This window comes from Anaerococcus tetradius (genome assembly GCF_947087635.1).
GTDB lineage: Bacteria > Bacillota > Clostridia > Tissierellales > Peptoniphilaceae > Anaerococcus > Anaerococcus tetradius.
This window is the reverse complement of sequence record NZ_CAMUDP010000018.1, coordinates 20,729-41,121: the sequence shown is the minus strand read 5'-3', so window position 1 is coordinate 41,121 and position 20,393 is coordinate 20,729. Positions and strand designations below refer to the sequence as shown.

22 protein-coding genes and 1 tRNA gene are annotated in these 20,393 nt (G+C 34.2%); 22 read left to right on the top strand and 1 reads right to left on the bottom strand.

Translation table 11 applies throughout. The features are described 5' to 3' along the window. Positions 1-166 precede the first annotated feature (166 nt). On the top strand, positions 167-1,123 hold the full coding sequence (locus tag P6936_RS06820; RefSeq protein ID WP_276881214.1) for a DUF3137 domain-containing protein: 957 nt from the start codon (positions 167-169) through the stop codon (positions 1,121-1,123). An 8-nt stretch (positions 1,124-1,131) separates the two neighbouring features. After that, complete coding sequence (locus P6936_RS06815) at positions 1,132-1,785, top strand: LemA family protein (protein WP_276881213.1); 654 nt, start codon at positions 1,132-1,134, stop codon at positions 1,783-1,785. A gap of 328 nt (positions 1,786-2,113) precedes the next feature. Here P6936_RS06815 and P6936_RS06810 read toward each other — a convergent pair whose 3' ends face one another. Continuing rightward, positions 2,114-3,016 (bottom strand): diacylglycerol/lipid kinase family protein, encoded by a 903-nt coding sequence (locus P6936_RS06810; RefSeq protein WP_004837672.1) that lies wholly within the window; start codon positions 3,014-3,016, stop codon positions 2,114-2,116. A gap of 121 nt (positions 3,017-3,137) precedes the next feature. Between P6936_RS06810 and P6936_RS06805 the strand changes: the two genes are divergently transcribed. The 20 genes from P6936_RS06805 to smc all read left to right on the top strand — a co-directional run bounded on the left by P6936_RS06805 (position 3,138) and on the right by smc (position 20,378). Next, positions 3,138-4,550 carry a CapA family protein gene (locus P6936_RS06805; RefSeq protein WP_276881212.1) on the top strand — a complete coding sequence of 471 codons (1,413 nt, stop codon included), beginning with the start codon at positions 3,138-3,140 and terminating at the stop codon, positions 4,548-4,550. Then, positions 4,547-5,113 carry a phosphatase PAP2 family protein gene (locus P6936_RS06800; protein WP_276881211.1) on the top strand — a complete coding sequence of 189 codons (567 nt, stop codon included), beginning with the start codon at positions 4,547-4,549 and terminating at the stop codon, positions 5,111-5,113. Before P6936_RS06805 ends, P6936_RS06800 begins: the two co-directional genes overlap by 4 nt. 26 nt (positions 5,114-5,139) lie before the next feature. Then, a tRNA-Leu gene (locus P6936_RS06795) sits at positions 5,140-5,226 on the top strand. Positions 5,227-5,361: 135 nt separating this feature from the next. Further along, positions 5,362-6,750, top strand: coding sequence for an MATE family efflux transporter (locus tag P6936_RS06790; RefSeq protein WP_276881210.1), 1,389 nt, complete (start codon positions 5,362-5,364; stop codon positions 6,748-6,750). A gap of 72 nt (positions 6,751-6,822) precedes the next feature. Next, a complete protein-coding gene (gene pyrH / locus P6936_RS06785; RefSeq protein WP_276864423.1) occupies positions 6,823-7,539 on the top strand; it encodes a UMP kinase in 717 nt (238 codons plus the stop codon). Further along, complete coding sequence (frr, locus tag P6936_RS06780) at positions 7,539-8,099, top strand: ribosome recycling factor (RefSeq protein ID WP_004837677.1); 561 nt, start codon at positions 7,539-7,541, stop codon at positions 8,097-8,099. The genes pyrH and frr overlap by 1 nt, the downstream gene beginning before the upstream one ends. Beyond that, entirely contained in the window at positions 8,100-9,194 is a 1,095-nt protein-coding gene (locus P6936_RS06775) for a type II secretion system F family protein (RefSeq protein WP_276881209.1), read from the top strand. A gap of 9 nt (positions 9,195-9,203) precedes the next feature. Further along, positions 9,204-9,572 (top strand): type II secretion system protein, encoded by a 369-nt coding sequence (locus P6936_RS06770; RefSeq protein WP_004837679.1) that lies wholly within the window; start codon positions 9,204-9,206, stop codon positions 9,570-9,572. Beyond that, positions 9,569-10,285: a prepilin peptidase gene (locus P6936_RS06765; protein WP_276881208.1), complete on the top strand. Its 717-nt coding sequence runs from the start codon at positions 9,569-9,571 to the stop codon at positions 10,283-10,285. Before P6936_RS06770 ends, P6936_RS06765 begins: the two co-directional genes overlap by 4 nt. After that, complete coding sequence (locus P6936_RS06760) at positions 10,282-10,746, top strand: pilus assembly FimT family protein (RefSeq protein WP_276881207.1); 465 nt, start codon at positions 10,282-10,284, stop codon at positions 10,744-10,746. The genes P6936_RS06765 and P6936_RS06760 overlap by 4 nt, the downstream gene beginning before the upstream one ends. After that, positions 10,727-11,038, top strand: a complete 312-nt coding sequence (gene comGE / locus P6936_RS06755; protein ID WP_276881206.1) for a competence type IV pilus minor pilin ComGE — start codon at positions 10,727-10,729, stop codon at positions 11,036-11,038. Before P6936_RS06760 ends, comGE begins: the two co-directional genes overlap by 20 nt. Beyond that, positions 11,039-11,530, top strand: a complete 492-nt coding sequence (locus P6936_RS06750; protein WP_276881205.1) for a PilW family protein — start codon at positions 11,039-11,041, stop codon at positions 11,528-11,530. Continuing rightward, on the top strand, positions 11,527-12,327 hold the full coding sequence (locus P6936_RS06745) for a hypothetical protein (protein WP_276881204.1): 801 nt from the start codon (positions 11,527-11,529) through the stop codon (positions 12,325-12,327). Before P6936_RS06750 ends, P6936_RS06745 begins: the two co-directional genes overlap by 4 nt. Positions 12,328-12,392: 65 nt before the next feature. Beyond that, on the top strand, positions 12,393-13,586 hold the full coding sequence (locus P6936_RS06740) for an acetate/propionate family kinase (protein WP_276881203.1): 1,194 nt from the start codon (positions 12,393-12,395) through the stop codon (positions 13,584-13,586). 63 nt (positions 13,587-13,649) lie between these two features. Continuing rightward, the gene (gene rpmF, locus P6936_RS06735; protein WP_004837686.1) at positions 13,650-13,829 is read left to right on the top strand and encodes a 50S ribosomal protein L32; all 180 of its coding nucleotides are present in this window, start codon (positions 13,650-13,652) and stop codon (positions 13,827-13,829) included. A 53-nt stretch (positions 13,830-13,882) separates the two neighbouring features. Next, a complete protein-coding gene (gene plsX / locus P6936_RS06730; protein WP_276862281.1) occupies positions 13,883-14,857 on the top strand; it encodes a phosphate acyltransferase PlsX in 975 nt (324 codons plus the stop codon). Then, positions 14,854-15,078, top strand: coding sequence for an acyl carrier protein (locus P6936_RS06725; RefSeq protein WP_004837688.1), 225 nt, complete (start codon positions 14,854-14,856; stop codon positions 15,076-15,078). The genes plsX and P6936_RS06725 overlap by 4 nt, the downstream gene beginning before the upstream one ends. Continuing rightward, positions 15,078-15,797 carry a ribonuclease III gene (rnc, locus tag P6936_RS06720; protein ID WP_276881202.1) on the top strand — a complete coding sequence of 240 codons (720 nt, stop codon included), beginning with the start codon at positions 15,078-15,080 and terminating at the stop codon, positions 15,795-15,797. Before P6936_RS06725 ends, rnc begins: the two co-directional genes overlap by 1 nt. Then, positions 15,790-16,869 (top strand): elongator complex protein 3, encoded by a 1,080-nt coding sequence (locus P6936_RS06715; protein WP_276881201.1) that lies wholly within the window; start codon positions 15,790-15,792, stop codon positions 16,867-16,869. Before rnc ends, P6936_RS06715 begins: the two co-directional genes overlap by 8 nt. After that, positions 16,860-20,378, top strand: coding sequence for a chromosome segregation protein SMC (gene smc, locus P6936_RS06710; protein ID WP_276881215.1), 3,519 nt, complete (start codon positions 16,860-16,862; stop codon positions 20,376-20,378). The genes P6936_RS06715 and smc overlap by 10 nt, the downstream gene beginning before the upstream one ends. Positions 20,379-20,393 lie beyond the last annotated feature (15 nt).

Sequence of the window (20,393 nt, the reverse complement as noted above, 5' to 3'; positions counted from 1 at the left end):
GGCGTGCCGGTATTCTTCTTATAGGCCCTGTGCAAACTGCCAGCTAAGCCGATAGCTTTGATTAAGGAGCTTAGCAAAGCTAAGGATTGTTTTATGCTATTGAAATTAATTATCATTAGATGTAATATAAAAGTAAGTAAACTAAGAATTGGAAAAGGGTTAGGGGATGACAAGAGATTATAGGAACGTTTTCTTGGATGATCAAATTATAATAAGACTAAAAGAAGCTGATAAGACTTTGACCATAAAAGATAGTCCAGCAGGTATTAAAGATTGCAAGGAAAGCAAGCCCTCAAATAAATTAAACTTGAAATTGATAATGATGGCCCTTGTGGCTATAATTGTTTTTCAATCTCATTATTATTTTCTCTTCATTTTTTTGTTGGCATACTTTATACTTATGAAAAAGCCACAAGCAAGTGAAGGTGAAGGAGAGAGTGATACTGAAATTGTCTATAAAGAAAATATTTTAAAGCCTATCTTAGCTGAGATTTGTCCAGGGACGAGCCTTGATTATTCTCCAGCTAATGATTACGATGTCTATGAAAAACTCCTTCCTAGGGCGGATAAATATTATTCAGATTGTCATATACAATTTGCTTTCGAGTCCAAGACAGAATTTTCTAATATGACAGCTTATCATTATAGGTCTTCATCCAAGGGCAAAAGAATTTATATCGAAGATTTTGATGGTCAAGTCATGTTGATTAGACAACAGACCAAGCTAAGGGGCCATATTAGGATATTCCCTAAAAAAAGTTATAAGGGGGAGGATTACAATCCCTATCTAAAAAAACTAAGGGATGAAAGAGAAATTATAAGTGAATCCTTATCTTTTAATGAAAGTTATGCTGTATTTGCCACAGATGATTTCTATACGAAATTAATCCTAGATCCAAGTCTTATAGAAAGATTAAATGCTTGGAGCGAGAGGATGAATATTTGCCTATATATTAGTGAAAGCATTATTGCCATAGCCTTTGATTCCAAGGCTAGTCTTTTTCCTTGTCCATCTACAATAAATGAAGTTAAGAATTTAACTCTTGTAGGCGAATATGAAAGGGTCAGATATTTACTGGGAGATTATTATGAGTTAATCAATATAATTAGGGATAAATTATAGGAGTGAGGATGTATAAATCAATCATATATATATTGGTTCAATTATTTTGGATAGGAGTAGTTTTTGCGGTTATGAATGGAGTAGGATTAGATAAGTATATAAATGGCAAATCCCTTCACATCTTTTTGCCAGTGGCAGTCATACTTATAGTAGGCTTTGCCTTTATCAAGAAATCAAACAAATTGAAGAGGTATGGAATAATAATAGATGAGTCAAAGAAAAATGTGGATATTGCTCTTGCTAAGAGATACGATACAATTTTACAAATGATGAAAGTTGCAAAATCTTTTGCCTCATATGAAAAATCAACTTTTTCTGACTTGGTTAAATTAAGGCAGGGATCAAGTATAGACAATATCAACAAAAAAATCACCAGGCAAGATGAAGCTTTAGATAAGATTTATGCCTTGGCTGAATCCTATCCAGAATTAAAATCATCTGAAGAATTTCTTAACCTTCAATCTGAGATAGACGAAGAAAACGAACAATTGGCGGCTGCCAAGAGAATAGTTAATTCTAATATAAGTATCTTTAACCAAGAAATAGTTTCCTTCCCAACTTCACTTATAGCAAGGCTAAATGGCTTAAAGGAAGTTGAATTTTTAGATGAGGAAAAGATAGACGATAAAAGAAATATAGATAATTTCGATTATAATCTCTAGTTGTAGCTACAAGTAAAAAATTTTAAAGTAGATAAGGACGGCAGATAAAGCTGCTGTCTTTTTTTTAGCAAAGACTTCTGAGCGTTTTATTTTTAAAATAATTTTATCTTTTAAGTTTGTACTTATGTTTATTTATAAATATTGCCTAGAATATAAGTAGGATGGCTTATGAAGGTAATTGAATTAGAAAGCTTGGGAAATTATAAAAGAAAGACTATAATATTTTCTATTTTACAATCGAGAAAATACCGTCTACACCACAGAAGCCTACAAGAAAGCCATAGAAGTAGGCTATATAAATCCTCTTATCTAGTTTTAGAGACCTTACTTACTCAAAATAAATCCACCTAATAGCAGAAGGCAAAATCTTAAAGTCTATTTCTTTGGCGGTAAATATTTCACCGTCGATATTTCCAAGAAAGGCTTTACTTGAAGAAATTTTGCCACTTTTTATTTTGTATTCATTAAGATGAGGGCTTGTTCCGTGTCTACCCTTCTTGTATTTTAGGATAAGCAAGGGTAGCTTATAAAAAGGAATCTTGTCGGCACAAACTAGGTTTATTATACCATCATCAATTACAGCCTTAGGGGCAGGGTTAAAGCCTGAACCGTAAAAACCTCCATTACAAAGAGCACTTATTAGAAAATCACCAGAAATATTTTTTCTAGACCCATCATCCATAGTCATAGTTATATCTAGCTTTTCGTATTGAATATTTCTTAGAGATGATATGACAGCGTAGATATAGGCTTTTTTACCGATAGATGGCTTTTTGTGAAGGAAGCGATAGGCCTCTTCGAGGACTTGGGTATCAAAGCCGAGACTAGTTACATTTATACAAAGCTTGTCATTTATCGCTATAAGGTCGATTGGTCTTGTCCTAAAGCTAAGGGCCTTTTCTAGGGAAAAATTCTTATAGTCGAAATTTTTGGCAAAATCATTGCCAGTGCCCATAGGTATAAGACCAAGGGCTATATCCTTGCCATAACCAGCATTTACTAGTTCATTCAAAGAACCATCGCCACCACAAACTATGGCGTATTTGTCGGAAAGCTTATCTTTGGCGAAGCTATCAATAGCATCTTTTATGTGGCCCTTATATCTTGTTTCTACAATTTCTATATCAATATCAGAAGGAGCCTTATTAGTTAAAGCTATTAGATCCTCTTTTTTTATATCAAATTCTGTTTTGCCAGCCTTGGAGCTGATTATAAATAATAATTTTTTCATAATTTCACCTTATTCATTATACATGAAAAATGTTTATAGATAAAGTTTGCTTCTCCTGACTAGAATAAAGAAAAGATGAAATATTTATCAAATATGTTAAAATAAAATAAGGAGTGATTATATGAAAAAGACTATACTTAATATATTGACAAGCCTTACTTTACTTATGCTTCTTGTTGGGTGTGGACTTAATTCCAAGACTACAGTAGACACTAGTGCTAAAAACACAAGTGATCTTCTTGAAAACTTAGATAAAGCCACAAATGAAGAAGTTTCTGAAGAAGAAGGCGACAAGATAACTGATTCGAAAAAATCTGACAGGGAAAATGCAAAATCAAGATGGGAAAGAAGTCTTGCAAAAGAAAAAAATGACAAAAAAGCCCAAGCCAAAGAAAAAAAAGAAAGGGCAATTGCCGATAAGGAAATAAAAAAAGATAAAAAAACAATCTCTAAGAACAAAGAAAAGGATGAAGATAAAGAAGGAGACTATACAAAAATCAAGGCCAAATTTTTTGGTGATACCATGGCCCATATTGGTCAGTTTCAATATGCTCTTGCCTATGGGGGAGGAGAGTATGATTTTTCTAACCAGTTTAGCTATATAAAAGACTATGTTAAGGATAGCGATCTTGCCATAACTAATTATGAGACTACAAGTGATCCAAATAGAGAATACTCTGGATATCCTGCCTTCAATACTCCAGCATCCTATCTTAAAAACATCAAGGAAGCTGGCTTTGATGTAGTAACAACTGCCAACAACCACGCTTTAGACACTGACGAAGAGGGCGTTCAAACGACAATTGAAGCTATAAAAGAAGCAGGCCTTGATTTTGTTGGAACTAAGGCAAAGGAATCTGATAAAATTCTCTATAAGGAAATAAACGGCATCAAAGTAGCCATACTTGCCTATACCTACGGGGCAAATGGTAAGGAAGACTTGCTGGATGTAAGAGATGAAGTTTCCTCCCTTAACTATTTGAATGAAGAAAATGTCAAAAGTGATATAGAAGAAGCCAAGAAAAATTCTTGCGACTTTATAATAGTCTATCCTCATTGGGGTATAGAATATGAATCTTATCCTACAGATGAAACGATAAAACTAGCCCATAAAATGGTCGATTGGGGAGCTGACCTTGTTATAGGCAACCACCCACATGTAGTCCAACCAGTAGAAGTTTACAAAAGTGAGGACGGAAGAGAAGGAATAATAGCCTATGCCTTGGGCAATTTCATATCCAAGCAATCCCTCGAAGTTAGCGGTGACATAAGAGTCGAACAAGCTTTAAGCATAGAAGTTACTCTCGAAAAAGACAAAAAAACTGGCAAGAAGAAGCTTAGCGATATGAAACTTCACCCCCTATGGGTTGGGACAAACTATGACCAATACGGAGCAAGTAGCAAAACCTATCTTTGCGAAGATTTCCTTGAAGGAGGAAGCAAATACGACTTGGTAGATGATAATATGAGGGCAAGAATCCAACAGGCATATGATATGACTATTAAAACAGCCAAGACAGAGGTAAAAGAATGATGGGACTTCAGGCCTACGAATTAGGAATCTTAAATGCTATCCAAAAGATAAGAACAGACAACCTAGACAGCTTTATGGTAACCATAACATCCCTTGGTAACATGTCCATCCTTTGGTTTAGCCTAATCTTAGTCTTTCTAACAACTAGAAGATACAAGGAAATAGGAAAAATAATCCTAATTTCCTTTATCCTAAACCTAATCCTAGTAAATATAATCCTAAAAATATCAGTTGGAAGACCAAGACCCTATGAAGCAGCCAACTTCACAAACCTATTAATAAATCATCTCTCCGACAACTCCTTCCCATCAGGTCATACATCTTATGCTGCATCATTTGCGACAATAATAATATTACTTGCAAAATCCAAAGTCCTAAAATCCTATATAGGAACAATAGCAATCCTTATAGCCTTTTCAAGACTCTACCTCTACGTCCACTATCCAACGGACGTCTTGGCAGGAGCCATTATAGGCGTACTATTAGCCATAGCAGCAATAAAAATATATCAAAGTAAGACCTATGGGTATATAAAAGAAAAATATAATTTACATCGGGCTTAAATCATGGTATAATAAAAGGGTATTAGGCCGGTGTGTTGGAATTGGCAGACGAGACAGACTCAAACTCTGTTGTCCACTAGGGCGTGTGGGTTCGAGTCCCACCACCGGCACCAAATACCTTTAAAGCGTTGAATTTTCAACGTTTTTTTTGATAACAAAGTATTATTTTTAATTGAGAATATTTATAACTATAATAAAAATATATTATGTGATAAAATATATAATAAGTATTTTTTTTAGGAGATTTTATGAAGAATGATAGAAGGGAATTGATTCTTCATGGTAATATATACAGGGCTATTGCTCTTATTTCAATTCCAATTATTTTAAATAATTTTATCCAGCAACTTTATTCTTTGGCGGATGCTTTTTGGCTTGGTAAGTTAGGGACTGCGGAGTTTGCTTCTACTTCTTTTACCTGGCCTGTTATTTATTTGTTTAATTCTATTGGTATGGGCTTGTCTATTGCTGCCATATCGCTTGTTTCCCAACTTCTTGGCAGGGATGATATTAGAAGTGCACAGAAATATACCAATACTTTAATAAATATATCCTTGATTTTTTCTGTTATTTTTATGTTAGTAGGTTATTTTACAGCAGATATTATTGTAGCCATGATGGGGGCTAGTGGTAAGCTTTATAAGTTTTCGGTGATTTATCTGAAGTATTCATATTTTGGTATTCCCTTTATATTTTTGTATTTCATTTATTCTGCTATATATTCTGCTCAAGGAAAAAATTCTATACCTACTCTTATTAGTACAAGTTGTGTAATTCTCAATATGATTTTAAATCCTTTTTTGATTTTTGATAATATTCCTATTATTGGCCTAAGGGGCCTTGGCATGGGAGTTAAGGGTGCTGCGATTGCTACAGTTTTTACTCAAGCTTTGATGTGCTTTATTGGTTTTGTCCATCTTAGGATAAACAAGGATTTGATTAAGCTTGATCTGAACTCACTTTTTATTATAAAGTGGGAAAGAGAAATTCTTAAAAGGATTTATAGGATAGCTGCTCCTTCTGTAATTGGTCAGATGGGAACGGCGGTAGGTTTTATAATCCTTAATTCATTTATCCAGTCCTATGGAACAGATGCGGTGGCTGCCTACGGTATGGTAAATAGGATTAGTGGTCTGCTTAATATTCCTCCTGGAGGTATTGGTTCAGCTATAACGAGTATTATTGGTCAAAATATTGGTAATAGAAATATTGAAAGAGTAAAGGAAACTTTCAAGAAAGCTTCTTTTATAGTAATAATCATGTCGGTAGTCATAGCTATAATTTCTTATATTTATAGATTTGAAATCTTGCAATTTTTTATTGATTCACCGAAAGATTCACCTTTGATGGTTAAGGCTGAGTCTTATATGTCCTATACCCTTCTTACTCTTTTGATGCTTAATATGTTTTTTATCTATCAGGGTCTCTTCCAGGGAACAGGCAATAGTAAATATTCTATGTTTGTCGATTTATTGAGACTTTGGGGCATAAGGATACCTCTCTTATTTGCCTTTAAATATTTTACAAGTTTGGGCGTTACGGGTATATGGATTGCCATGTCTATATCGAATGTCTTAGTTAGTCTTATTGCTCATTTAATCTACATTAAAGGGGATTGGAAGAGTGGGTCTTTTTAAAAATTATTGAATTTTTTTCCTTGCAAATGTTAACATCAATAGGTTATAATTAATGTAAGTAGGAGGATTATTTTGCAAGATTACAAAAGAGTTGTTCTAAAGCTAAGCGGAGAAGCCCTAGCAGGGGATCGAGGTTTCGGCTTTGATGATGATATTATTATAAATATATGTGAAAATATAAAGGCTGTAGCAGAACTTGGTGTTGAGATAGCTATAGTTGTTGGTGGAGGCAATTTCTGGAGGGGCAGATCTGGTAAGGAAATTGATAGGGCAAGCTCTGATACTATTGGTATGCTTGGTACTGTTATGAACGGTTTGAGAGTTCAGGGAACTCTTGAACAAATGGGTCTTGAGACAAGATTAATGACTGCCATAGATATGAAGGAAGTTGCAGAGCCTTACATCAGAAGAAGGGCTGTTAGACATTTGGAAAAGGGTAGGATAGTTATATTTTCTGCAGGTACTGGCCTTCCATATTTCTCAACAGATACAACAGCAAGCCTTCGTGCCCTAGAGATTGATGCTGATGTTATTCTTCTAGGTAAGACTGGAACCGATGGTATTTATGATAAAGACCCTAATGTTTATCATGATGCAGTTAAGTTTGATAAGCTAACTTACAGAGAAATTCTTCATAAAGAATTAAAGATAATGGATACAACTGCTACATCATTGTGCATGGATAATGATATGCCACTATTTGTTTTTGGTATTGATGATCCAGCCAATTTAGTAAGAATATTTAAAGAGGAAAGTCCAGTAGGGACTATAGTAAAGGAGAGTTTTTAATGATTTATGAGCAAATTAAAAAGCAAGCAACTGACGAAATGAACAAGGCTGTAGAGTCTTTTGAGAAAAGAATTTCTACAATCAAGGCAGGTCGTGCTACTGAAGCAATTCTAGATGGCATTACTTTTTCATATTATGGAACAGAAACTCCAATCAATCAAGCTGCAACAGTTTCTATACCAGAAGCAAGGCTATTAGTTATCAAGCCTTGGGATAAGTCTAATATTGGGCCAATAGAAAAGGCTATACTTAAATCTAATGTAGGTATCACCCCACAAAACGACGGGGAGATTATAAGACTTCCTTTCCCACAACTAACAGAGGAAAGAAGAAAGCAATACACCAAAGAAGTAGACACCTATGCAGAAGATAGCAAGATTATTATTAGAAACAAGAGAAGAGAAGCTATGGAGGAAGTCAAAAAGAGTGAAAAATCTGGTGATATAACAGAAGATGACAGATATACACTCGAAGATGAGATCCAAAAAATTACTGATAAGAGAATAGAAGAATTAGAGAAAATTGCTGCTAAGAAAAACAAGGAGCTAATGTCAGTATAATTGAATAAGTTGAGTAAACAAAGGATAATTGAACTTTTGAATAAGGATATTATTCCTAGTAGGATTCCTGCTAGGATAGTATCTTTGTTTCTTAAACAATTATCCTTACTTTTAAATTCAGGCATAAGTCTTGATGAAAGTCTTATGATAATTAAAAATCAAAACATGGATAGGAAACTTACAAAAAGTCTTGATAATATCTTGGGGCATTTGGATAAGGGCTTTAATGCCTATGAGGCCTTCTACAAGGAAAGAAAGGCCTTTAGTCCTATGTTAATAGCCTTCATTAAATCAGGGGATGAGAGTGGTCGCTTGGCTGATATCTTATCAGAATATTCTGATTATTTACTAGTTGATAGCAAAAATAAATCTCAGATCAGGCAAGCCTTTATATATCCTGCAATCCTCCTTTTTGTAACTATAATAGTAGTTGTCCTTATAGTAAGTTTGGTTATTCCAAGTTTTAGCGAAAGTTTTGCAAATTATAATATGGCCTTACCCTTGATGACTAGGATACTCTTGGCAATTTCCTCATTTTTTATGAATTATGGACTTGTATTTTTACTAATAATTTTCGCCCTTGTTTTGGGATATCTTTACTTATACAATAGCAAGGCCTATAGACTTAGGATTGATAGCTTTAATTTCAAATACCTACCCCTAAAGAAGTTTAGAATGTTAAGGGTTGAGTATGAATTAAGTTCGCTTCTTTACATCCTAAGGAGTGGTGATATCAATATCATAAGTTCCATAGAAATCATCAGACAAGCCTTCTTAAATACCTACATAAAAAGAAAATTAATCCTAATAGAAAAAGATTTGTTGGATGGTAGAAGCCTAAGCTATGCCTTTAAGGGGGCAGGAATATTTTCCAAACTTCTCATATCTATGATAGAGGTAGGCGAAAATAGTGGCGACATGGTTGCTTCTTTGAAGAAGACTTCAGAATATTTTTCTAATGAATATATTTATAGGCTAAAGAAATTATCACGTTTAGCTGAACCAGTTTTGATTCTAATTATGTCTATAATCGTTGCTTTTGTTGTATTTTCTGTAACAATACCGATGTTTGATTCGGTTAATTACTTATATTAAGGAGTTTCTATGAAAAAGAAAAAAGGTTTTACTTTGATAGAACTAGTAATCGTTATAGCAATTATAACAGTTCTAGCTGCTATTGCGATTCCTAGATATAATGTTTCAAAGAAAAGAGCAGCTATTGCTGCCCATAATGCTAATGTCCAAATGCTAACAAGTGCTGCTAATATGGCTGTATCTGATGGAATACTTGATAAGTCTTGGAAAAAAGAAGATGATGCAAAGGACTATGTAGAAAAATGGCCGCAAGTACCTAAGGAAGCTGGCGTGACTGGACAATCCTATGAGGTTAAGATTGATAAGGATGGAAAAATAACTGTTACGCCGGCTGCTGTAGATATCAAAGATGATAATACCAAAAAAGAAAATAAATGATTAATCTATTAATATTTTTCCTAGGAAGTATCTTCGGCTCTTTTGCCAATCTTGTAGTTAATAGAAGCATTTCCGGGGAAAGCATAGTCTTTCCTAGAAGTCATTGTGATTTTTGCAAGAGAAAACTTGAATGGTTCGAACTTATTCCCATATTTTCTTATATCTTCCTAAGGGGAAGCTGTAGGAGCTGTGGGAAAAAGATCGGGCCTTCTTATCTTTTGATGGAAGTAGGGGGAGGTTTTTTAGCCCTTATAGGATTTTTGCCTGATTTTAATTTAAAAGCTTTCTTTATCTTTGCCTCCCTAATTCTTTCTATGATAATAGCTATAATAGACCTAAAAACCATGGAGATATTTCAAGGTCAGCTAATTTTCCTGATAGGCTTAGGACTTTTCTATAGGCTTATTTTTATTGGCTTTAGCGGTGCTTATTTGTTAGAGCTTTTCGGATTTAGCATAATGTATCTTGCAATCTTTTACTTATCTAAGAAAAATATAGGGGATGGGGACTACTATTTCTACCTAGGACTTAGTCTTTTTATTAAAGATTCTAGCTTTCTTTTGTTTATCCTTATATCAATTTGGCTAGGAGGCCTTGTTGGTCTAATAATTCTTCTTAAAGAAAGAAAAAGAGGAATGAGGATGCCCTTTGCTATCTTTATTTATTGCTCTTACCTTTTAATATTAATCTTAGAAAAAGGAGCTTTCTTATGAAAAAGAGGGGATTTAGTCTTATAGAACTTATTGTAGTAGTAGCTATTATGTCCCTTATTTCCCTTGTGGCTCTTTTTAAATTCAATATTTTAAATAAAATAAAGGCCAAAAACGAAGTAAATTTATTGATTAATGACCTGTACTATGCAAAGGAGAGGGCCCTTGCAAGTGGTAAGGATGTTAAGGTCAAATTTAAAGATGACAAGTATTATATAAGTTTTTATAATAATTTTAAAAAACCTAAGTTACAAATAGAGAGGACTTTATCCTTTTTAGTGCTAAAGGTCAGCCATGAAGTAGAAAATGATACGAGAAATTTCGAATTTAAAGCTACAGGTTCAGTTGGAAATCCCCAAAGCATAACTTTTACTTGCAAAGATCTCTATGGTAATGATGGGGAACTTATAATTCACATTGGAGTTGCAGGAGGCTCGTTAAGAATTGAAGAGGAAAAAAAATAAGGGATTTACCCTAATGGAATGTATAGTAGCTCTTGGTCTAGTTAGTATCCTAGCAGCTGTATTACTTCCCAGTCTTAATTACCTAGCAAAAGCTAACAACAAGCTTCAAACAGATACTAGGCTAATCTATGCCCTAGAAAGCGCCATAGAGAAAAATAAGACAAAAGGCATTGGTGATTTCACAGAAAATATAAATGGTTTTGAGATAAAGGTGTCAATAAGCCGCTATGATGATAATTTAAAGGAAATAAGGGCAAGCTACGAAAACTATAGCTTGGATTTGGTAAGATAGATGAAAAAGCCTGCTTTTACTCTTATGGAGCTAATTGTAGCTCTTGCAATCGCAAGCCTACTTGTAGCAGCAATTTCTATGATACTATCCCTGAATTTGAGTTTCACAAACAAGGCCTATCTAGATGAAAAGTCCTACAAACAAGCAAGCCATGCTGCCTTGTACATAGAAGATAAAGTAAGAAGGGCTTACAAGATTGAAAAAAACGACTTGAGTGGGGATAAATTCACCCTCTACATATCTAGCTACAACAAAGATAAGAGGGCCTTTGAAGAATCTACCTATAAGTTTTTTCTGGATAATAAGGTCTTATATGCCCTAGTCTCTAATCTAGATACCCCCAGTGATAAGGGCGGAGAGGTTAGAATATGTGAACTTGAATATCTCAGCCTTAAATATGATAAGAAAAACCAATATGTAGAAATTATAGTCGAAGGCAAATCCAAAAATTCAAGAATAGAAACTTGTATAAATTTAGGAGAAAGAGAATGAAAAGGGGCTTTATTAGTATCTATGTTTTGCTAGTCCTTCTTTTCATATCAGTAAGCATAGCCTTCCTAGTAAGACAAGTCCAAAACAACACCGACATAGAATCAGACCTTTATGCAAAAAAAGAGGCTATCTACGATGCCCAATCCCATGTAAATATCTTTTACAAGAATGAGTTTGATAAAATCAAAGAATATGTCCTTGAAGATTTAAAAAGAACAAATGTAGATGGTATGAGTGATGAAAATTTTCAAAATGCAAAACAATACCAGCTTACTTACAAAAATAAGGATACAATAATCTACATGGGTAGGGTTATAGACACTAAAATAAATAGAAAAAGGGATAAGATTTATAAAATTGCTAGTGTAATTGAAAGTGGCAATGTCAAAGCTGAGGCAAATATTTATTTTAAAATCAAAGAGCATATCCTAATTGATTCGGATTCTCCTATAAAATATAATGATATCAAAGACTCTCTTGGAAAGATTCAATTTAAGAAAGACTATTCTATTTATGGGTCAATCCCAGCTACTAGTCCTAGCCATCCCTACTATGGTCTTATTTGTATAGATAATGACTTAAATCTCGATAATGATTTGTATATAAATGGAGTCTTGCTAGTAAAAGGAAAGATCAATACTAATGGCAAAAAATTGAAAGTTACAGGTCAGCTTATATGTGATAATGAGGATTTTACTGGCATTGATTACACTAAAGATTATACTTATATAATTAATAGTGTAGAAAATAAGATGGATCTTATAGATGTGGAAGTTATAATTAGGAAAGCTTTTTAGATTTTTTGCCTAGAAATAATTTATGGTATAATGAGAATAGTAAAATGAAAATAAATGGAGGAAAAATGAAAATTCTAGTAATAAACTGTGGTAGTTCATCACTTAAATATCAATTATTTGATATGGACAAAGAAGAAGTTATGGTAAAGGGTCTTGTTGAAAGAATCGGCATTGATGGCTCAAGACTTATCCAAGAAAAGGATGGGGACAAATACACCATAGAAGAAGATATGAAAGATCACACAGAAGCAGTAGCTCATGTATTTAACGCCCTAGTAGATAAGGAAAATGGTGTTATCAACAATCTTTCCGAAATTGATGCAGTAGGACATAGATTCGTTCATGGTGGAGAAAAAATCACCAAATCTTGTCTAATTGATAAAGAAGTAAGAGAAGCTATAGAAGAATATAGCAAATTTGCTCCACTTCACAACCCAGCCAACCTTATGGGCCTTGAGGCTTGCGAAAAACTTCTTGAAGGCGTTCCAAATGTAGCAGTATTTGACACAGCCTTCCACCAAACAATGCCTGAAAGAACCTTCCTTTATGGTATTGACTACAAATATTATGAAGAAGATGCAATTAGAAAATATGGTTTCCACGGAACAAGCCACAACTTTATTACAAACAAAACAGCAGAAATCCTCGGTAAAGATGTAAATGAATTAAATATAATCTCTTGTCATTTAGGAAATGGCTCATCAATTACAGCCGTTAAAGAAGGAAAGAGCTACGATACATCAATGGGTCTTACACCACTTGAAGGACTTATCATGGGAACAAGATCTGGAGATATAGATCCAACAGCTGTAACTTATATAATGAAGGAAAAAAATATAAGTGCTCGTGAGATGGAAGATATTCTAAACAAAAAATCTGGTATACTTGGTGTTAGTGGAGTTAGCTCAGACTTTAGAGACCTAGAAGATGCAGCTAAAAAAGGAAATAAGAGAGCCCAATACGCCCTAGATATGTTTGTTACTAGAGCTAAAAGATATATAGCAGGCTATATGGCAGAAATCGGAAGAGTTGATGCTATAGTATTTACAGGCGGAATCGGTGAAAACTCAATCGAAATGAGAAAAGACATCATGGAAGGTTTTGCTCAATTCGGTATCGAAATTGATGATGAGAAAAACAATGTTCGCGGTGGAGCTCACGAGATTTCTAAAGATGGATCAAAGGTTAAGATAATGGTAGTTGCAACCAACGAAGAGTTGATGATTGCAAGAGATACAAAATCTATAGTAGAAGCTTGACAAAGGACTCTTACCATTATATAATATAAAAGATTGCTAAACTGATAAGAGGAGGTGTTAAAGATGGCAGTACCAAAGAGAAGAACATCAAAAACAAGAAAAAATAAAAGAAGAGCCTCAGCTTATACTTTGAAAAGATCAAACTATGTTGAGTGTCCAAATTGTCATGAGCCAAAACTTCCACACAGAGTTTGCCCAAACTGTGGTGAATACAAAGGCGAAACAATTCTTGATGTAGAGTAAGAGATAGTGTTTTACACTATCTTTTTTAATATAATAATTTAAAGAAGGAAGATATGAAAATACTTATAGATACTTACGGTGCAGACCAGGGTGAGAAGGTTCTAGTTGACGGAGCCATCCTTTGCAAAGAAAAAAGAGATTTCACTCCAGTTTTTATAGGCAACAAAGAAAAAATAGAAAAGCTAATAGGAGGAAGAATTTCTGACTACGAAATAATCCATACAGACGAATTTATTTCTAACGATGAAGATCCAGCTAGGGCTATTAGAAGGAAAAAAGATGCTTCAATAGTTATTGCATTCGAAAAAGCCAAAGAAGAAGCTTATGATGGCATTCTTTCAGCAGGATCGACCGGAGCTCTGCTTGCAGGAGGACTCTTTATAGCTAAAAGAATAAAGGGAATCGACAGGGCCTGCCTTGCAACAAGCCTTCCAACTCTAGAGGGAACGACTCTTTTGATGGATACAGGAGCTAATATGGACTGCAAGAAAGAATTTTTGGAAGAATTCGGATTAATGGGTAAAGTATATCTAGAAAATGTGCTTGCTATAGAAAATCCAAAGATTGGCCTTCTAAATGTAGGAGTCGAGGAGCATAAGGGCAATAAATTAACTAAGGAAACTTACGCCCTCCTTAAAGAAGCAAATATGAATTTTGTAGGAAATATCGAAGCAAGGGACCTATTAACAGGAAAGGTAAATGTCGTACTAGCTGACGGCTTTGATGGAAATATTGCAATAAAAACTGCAGAGGGGGTTCTAAAATTATTAGCAGGTCAGATGAAGGACGTATTTTATAAGTCTTTATTAAATAAACTTGCTGCAGGAATCTTAAAGAAGGACCTAAAAGCTATGTTTAATAAGTATTCGGCAGACGAAGTTGGAGGAGCACCTCTTTTAGGGGTTCAGGCCTATGTCTACAAGGCCCACGGAAACGCCAACGAGCTTGCTATTTCTAATGCTTTGCTAGGATTAATGGATTATATAGACAAGAAAGTTATTGAAAAGATAGAAGGAGAATTGATTTGATTAGAGAAAGATTAAAAGAATTGGCTATAGAACACCTTGATATCAACCCAGAAGAGATTGATTTTGATAGCAAGATTTCTGATTTAGATATTGATTCCATCGACCTTGTGGATTTCATAATGGTACTTGAGGATGAGTTTTCAATAGAATTTTCTGATGAAGAATTAGACGAGATTGAAACTCTCGCTGATATAGTAAGTTTAATTGAGAGCAAGAATTAATGGCTATTTCTAAAGATAGACTAAAAAAAATTGAAGAATTTGAGGAAAAAATCGGCTACAGCTTCAATGACAAGGAATTGATAGATGTAGCCTTTACTCATTCGTCTTATACTAACGAGGTTAAGGGTAAAAAGAAAAGCAACGAAAGACTAGAGTTTTTGGGTGATTCAATCCTTGATATGATAGTTAGTGAGATTCTTTTTAAGAATTATTCACAAAAACCTGAAGGCTGGCTAACTAAAACAAGGTCAAGGCTAGTCTGCACTTCTTCTTTTGCCAAGGCTTGCGAAAAATTTCAGATGTCTTCATATCTAAATTTTGGCAATGGTGAAAAACAAGGTGGAGGAGAGCTAAAAAAGCATGTAAAGGCAGATACTTTCGAAGCAGTCTGTGCTGCCATTTATTTAGATAGTACTTATGAAAATTTGTTCAATTTCCTTGTGACAAATTATAAGGCTGAAGCCTTGCATGTAATCAATGATGATTCGATTTTTAATGATTATAAGACTAAACTTCAAGAATACCACAATGCTAAGGATAAAAAAATATTAAAATACGAATTAACTAAGGAAGAAGGCCCAGAACACTCCAAGACCTTTACCATGGCTGTTAAGTTAGGCAACAAAATCTTAGCTTATGGTGTTGGAAAAAACAAGAAGCAAGCAGAACAAATGGCTGCCAAGGCTGCCTTCGAGAAAATTAACAAAAAAAATGGCTAAGAAAGAATATATAATACCAATATTTATTCCTTTTTTAGGTTGTCCTCACGATTGTGCCTTTTGCAATCAGCTAAAGATTACAAACTTTAAGGATAAGCTTGATAGGGAAAAAATAATTGCTGAAATCGAAAAAAATTTATCTTACTTTCCCCAAGCCAAGGCTACAGAACTTGCATTTTTCGGAGGCTCCTTTACAGGTCTTGATGAGGATGTCATGAAGGGATATCTTTCTATCGCCAAGGAGTACAAAGAGAAGGGAATTATTGATAGAATCAGATTATCGACAAGACCTGATTATATAAATAATTCTATTCTAGAAATACTAAAGGCCTACCAGGTGGATATTATAGAACTTGGCATCCAATCTCTTAATCAGGAAATTTTAGATGCTAATGAGAGGGGGCATTCAGTCGATGACTCTCTAAGGGCAAGTGAGCTAATAAAGTCTTTTGGCTTTAGTCTAGGTCATCAAGTAATGCCGGGCTTATTTAGGGATACAAAGGATAAGTCTATCCAGACGGCCATAAAATCTGCAAATATGAAGCCAGATATGGTGAGGATATATCCGACCTTGGTTATAAGGGATACAAAACTTGAAAAGCTCTATCAGGCTGGCATCTATAAGCCCTTAGACCTTGATAAGGCTGTTAGCTTGTCAGCAGAAATATATATGATTTATAGGGCCAAAGATATTGATGTTATAAGGATTGGCCTACAGACTACAGAAAATATAAATGATAAAGAAGATGTAGTAGCAGGACCCTTCCATCCTGCCATTAGACAATTGGTTGAAGGCTATATCTATAAGAAATATCTAGAAGAGTTGATAGGAAAAGAAAAGCTCGAAGGGGAGCTTACAATTCACACATCTTCTAGGAATATTTCCATCATAGCAGGAAATAAAAAGATAAACAAGAAATATTTTTACGATAAATATGGGATAGTTATGTCCTTTGTTTCTGACAAGGATGACTTTATTGAAAATAAGGATAAGAAAATCCAACTTGATATGGCTAGTTTCATAAAATCTTATGTGAAGAAAACTTACGGTGGTGATTTAGTATTAGATTAGAAAGTATTGAACTAAAGGGCTTTAAGTCCTTTGCTGATAGGACGAAAATTGAATTTGACGAACAAATTACTGCTGTTGTTGGCCCTAATGGATCTGGAAAGAGTAATATTTCGGATGCCATAAGATGGGTCTTGGGTGAGCAATCCGCCAAGTCCTTGCGTGGGGCAAAGATGAATGATGTAATTTTTCAAGGCGGAGAAAATTCTAAGTCCTTAAATCTGGCAGAGGTAAATCTAAATTTTTCAAATGAAGATAAGGCACTTGATCTTGTCTATGATAAGGTCAAAATCTCAAGGCGTATCTTTAGAGATGGAGACAATGAGTATAGGATTAATGGCAAGAAGGTTAGACTAAAGGATGTAAGAGAATTATTCCTAGATACAGGAGTTGGCAAGGAAGGTTATTCCATCATCTCCCAGGGTAGAATCGAAGAGATTATTTCATCATCAGCCAAGGATAGGAGAAATATCTTCGAGGAAGCTAGCGGTATAGCTAAGCATAAATTTAGGAGAGATGAGGCAAATAAAAAACTAGAAAAAGTTACTGATGATTTGGAAATAATAGACAGGGAATGGGAATACAAGAAAAAGGACTTGGCCCTTCTTAGTGGCTATAAGGATAACTTCCTTAAAAACAAGGCTTTAACTGAAGAATTAGATGAAAAATCATATTTTTATATGCAAGATAAGTCGAGAAGTCTTCTAGATAAGAAGGAAAAGCTTCTTGGTAAAATCGAAAAACTTGACCAAGAATTAACTACATCGACAAGTGAGCTTGATGAAATAAGAAAAAAGCTTAGTCCCTACAAGAAAAATCAAGAAAGTCTCGAGGAAAAAATAAATAGTATCCGAGAAAATATTGATAAGTACACAAAAGATATAGAAAAATCGGAAAATAAGCTTCTCTTGAATAAGGAAAAATCTGCCTATAATAATAAAGATATGACTAGGCTTTTGGAAAATATCAAGTCAAATGAAGATAGGCGAGCTAAGGTTAAAAAGGATTTAGAAAAAGAAGAAGCTAATCTTTTAGCCTATAAGGAAAAATTAAAGGACAGCGAAGATAAGAGTAAGTTAAATGAAAATAATATAGAGGGTCTAAGAGTTGAGATAGAAAAACTTAAAAGCCTAAAGAATGAAGAAGAACTAAGGCTAGAAAAGCTAAAAGAAGAAATCTACAATTACGAGGTCGACCAGAAGTCCAAGGCCCTATTTGACCAAAAAAAGGCTGAAGAAGATAAGAAAAGGCTTGAGAAGCTAAAAAAATTAGAAGATGAGCATAAGAATCTAAATATGGAAAGGCAAAAGCTTGACCAAGAAATTATCTCCGATGATAAGGATAGAAAAGACTTTGCCCAAAGGCTCAAAGCCAAGGCAGAAGAGCTAAGTAAAAAGAAAAGTGACTTGGAAGAGCTTATCAAAGATAATAATGATAACAATATAAAATTAAAGACTTCCATATCTGAGTTCAAGCTTCAAAAGGAAAATATAGATAAAAATAGGGGCTATATTTATTCAATCCAAGATTTCCTTAACAAGACTAAGGAAAATGGCCTGGATAAACTCTACCTAGATTCTCTAGCAAATCTTATTAGTGTAAAAGAGGGCTATGAGGATGTAATTGATAATCTTATGGGAGCGAGCCTTCAAAACATTGTAACGAAAAATAAGGCTGATACAAGAGACCTTATTAACTTCGTAAATAAGATGAAGCTTGGTAGAATAACCTTCCTACCTATTGATTCCATAAAATCTTTTAGGAAGGAGAGGCCAGATGAAGAAGAAGTAATTGCTATGGCCTATGATTTGATAGAAGCACCAGACAATCTAGCTAATATTATTGACCACTTCCTAGGCTCAACAGTAGTAGTATCAGATATCGACAAGGCGGTAAGTCTTTCTAATAAGCTAAAGGGCTATAGGATTATAAGCATGAATCTCGACATAATTAACACTTGGGGGTCTATGGTTGCTGGTAATGATAAGAATAGGAAGAAAAATACAAATCTACTAAATAGAAATAAGAAATTAGATGACCTAAAAGAACTTATTTTAACTTTGAGAAATAAGAAAGACAGCTATAGCAATTCCTACAAAGACCTTATGGAAGCTGTAAGCAGGAATGAAGAAGAAATTGACCTTGCTAGAAAGGACTTTGACCTAAAGGAAGAAGAGAGGAGATTGAGAAAATCTAAGCTAGAATCTCTTGATTTAAGGTTAGCAAATATACAAGTGAGGATTAAAGAGCTAGGAGAAGAAGATGAAGGCTATGTATCCTTACAAGATAAGCTTGATATTAATGAACTTAGGTTTAGGCTTGATAAGCTAAAGAAGGAAATTTCAGACAAAGAAGAAAGCCTAAGCGAAAAAGAAGCCTTGCTTAGAGATTACGAAGATGAGATAATAAGACTTGAAAATACTATAGAGATAATAAAACGTGACATAAATCTCTTGCTAAATTCAACAAACAAGCTTAGAAATACGCTAGATGATCTAGATAATTCTGATAGATTAGAAATTAAACTAAAAAAAGAAATTGAAAATTCCATAGCAGAGCTTAAAGAAAATGATGATAAGCTAAGAAAAATAATAGAATTTTCTAGGACGAACATGGCTAAGGAAGAAGAAGGCCTTAAGGAAAGTATCAAAAAACTTGACTCTATGACTTTGGAAAATGCTAATATGGTTGATAGGGACAAGGCCCTTGATGAGAAGATAAAAAATTTCAATTTAGAAAAGGTGAAACTCGACTATGAGCTAAGCTCCATAAATTCTAAATATAATTCAATTGTTGATGAAGTAAAGCCTTTTATTAGCATGGGCTTAGATAAATTAGAAGAAAAGTTTAAGGATAAGGAGCCGGTAAAGACAAATAAAACATCTCTTATAGAAATTCAAAGAAAACTCAACTCAATTGGATTTTTTGATGAAAACTCCCTAGAAAATTACAAAGAGGCTAATGAGGCCTTTGATTTTCTGGATAAGCAAATGAAAGATTTGATTAACTCTAAGGCTGATATAGAAAAGATGATCCAAAAGCTCGAAAAAGAAATGAAGGAAGAGTTTATCAAAAACTTTAACATTATCAATGATAAATTTATGAGGATATTTAAGACCCTCTTTATAGGTGGCGATGCCAAGCTAATACTCGATAGTGATGATAGCTTAAATGCGGGAATTGAAATAGAGGCAAGACCTCCATCCAAATCCCTAAAGTCCATTTCCCTTCTATCAGGTGGGGAGAAATCTCTTACTGCTGTAGCCTTGCTCTTTGCAATATTCGAGACCAATCCTGCACCCTTTGCCATCCTCGATGAGATTGATGCGGCCTTGGATGAAACAAATATCAAAAGATATATAGAATACCTAAAAAGCTTATCTGACAAAACCCAGTTTATAATGATAACTCACAGGCAAACGACCATGCAATTGGCTGAGAGGATTCATGGAGTAACTATTGGGGATAATGGAAAAAGCAAGATATACTCAATAGACTTTGCAAATAATTGAAAATAAGCTTTGCAA

What these genes read in the sequence shown, in the direction of transcription:
- P6936_RS06820 (WP_276881214.1), top strand. Translation starts at nt 167, where the DNA reads ATGACAAGAGATTATAGGAACGTTTTCTTGGATGATCAAATTATAATA.
- P6936_RS06815 (WP_276881213.1), top strand. Translation starts at nt 1,132, where the DNA reads ATGTATAAATCAATCATATATATATTGGTTCAATTATTTTGGATAGGA.
- P6936_RS06810 (WP_004837672.1), bottom strand. Translation starts at nt 3,016, where the DNA reads ATGAAAAAATTATTATTTATAATCAGCTCCAAGGCTGGCAAAACAGAA.
- P6936_RS06805 (WP_276881212.1), top strand. Translation starts at nt 3,138, where the DNA reads ATGAAAAAGACTATACTTAATATATTGACAAGCCTTACTTTACTTATG.
- P6936_RS06800 (WP_276881211.1), top strand. Translation starts at nt 4,547, where the DNA reads ATGATGGGACTTCAGGCCTACGAATTAGGAATCTTAAATGCTATCCAA.
- P6936_RS06790 (WP_276881210.1), top strand. Translation starts at nt 5,362, where the DNA reads ATGAAGAATGATAGAAGGGAATTGATTCTTCATGGTAATATATACAGG.
- frr (WP_004837677.1), top strand. Translation starts at nt 7,539, where the DNA reads ATGATTTATGAGCAAATTAAAAAGCAAGCAACTGACGAAATGAACAAG.
- P6936_RS06770 (WP_004837679.1), top strand. Translation starts at nt 9,204, where the DNA reads ATGAAAAAGAAAAAAGGTTTTACTTTGATAGAACTAGTAATCGTTATA.
- P6936_RS06765 (WP_276881208.1), top strand. Translation starts at nt 9,569, where the DNA reads ATGATTAATCTATTAATATTTTTCCTAGGAAGTATCTTCGGCTCTTTT.
- P6936_RS06760 (WP_276881207.1), top strand. Translation starts at nt 10,282, where the DNA reads ATGAAAAAGAGGGGATTTAGTCTTATAGAACTTATTGTAGTAGTAGCT.
- P6936_RS06750 (WP_276881205.1), top strand. Translation starts at nt 11,039, where the DNA reads ATGAAAAAGCCTGCTTTTACTCTTATGGAGCTAATTGTAGCTCTTGCA.
- P6936_RS06745 (WP_276881204.1), top strand. Translation starts at nt 11,527, where the DNA reads ATGAAAAGGGGCTTTATTAGTATCTATGTTTTGCTAGTCCTTCTTTTC.
- P6936_RS06740 (WP_276881203.1), top strand. Translation starts at nt 12,393, where the DNA reads ATGAAAATTCTAGTAATAAACTGTGGTAGTTCATCACTTAAATATCAA.
- rpmF (WP_004837686.1), top strand. Translation starts at nt 13,650, where the DNA reads ATGGCAGTACCAAAGAGAAGAACATCAAAAACAAGAAAAAATAAAAGA.
- plsX (WP_276862281.1), top strand. Translation starts at nt 13,883, where the DNA reads ATGAAAATACTTATAGATACTTACGGTGCAGACCAGGGTGAGAAGGTT.
- rnc (WP_276881202.1), top strand. Translation starts at nt 15,078, where the DNA reads ATGGCTATTTCTAAAGATAGACTAAAAAAAATTGAAGAATTTGAGGAA.
- P6936_RS06715 (WP_276881201.1), top strand. Translation starts at nt 15,790, where the DNA reads ATGGCTAAGAAAGAATATATAATACCAATATTTATTCCTTTTTTAGGT.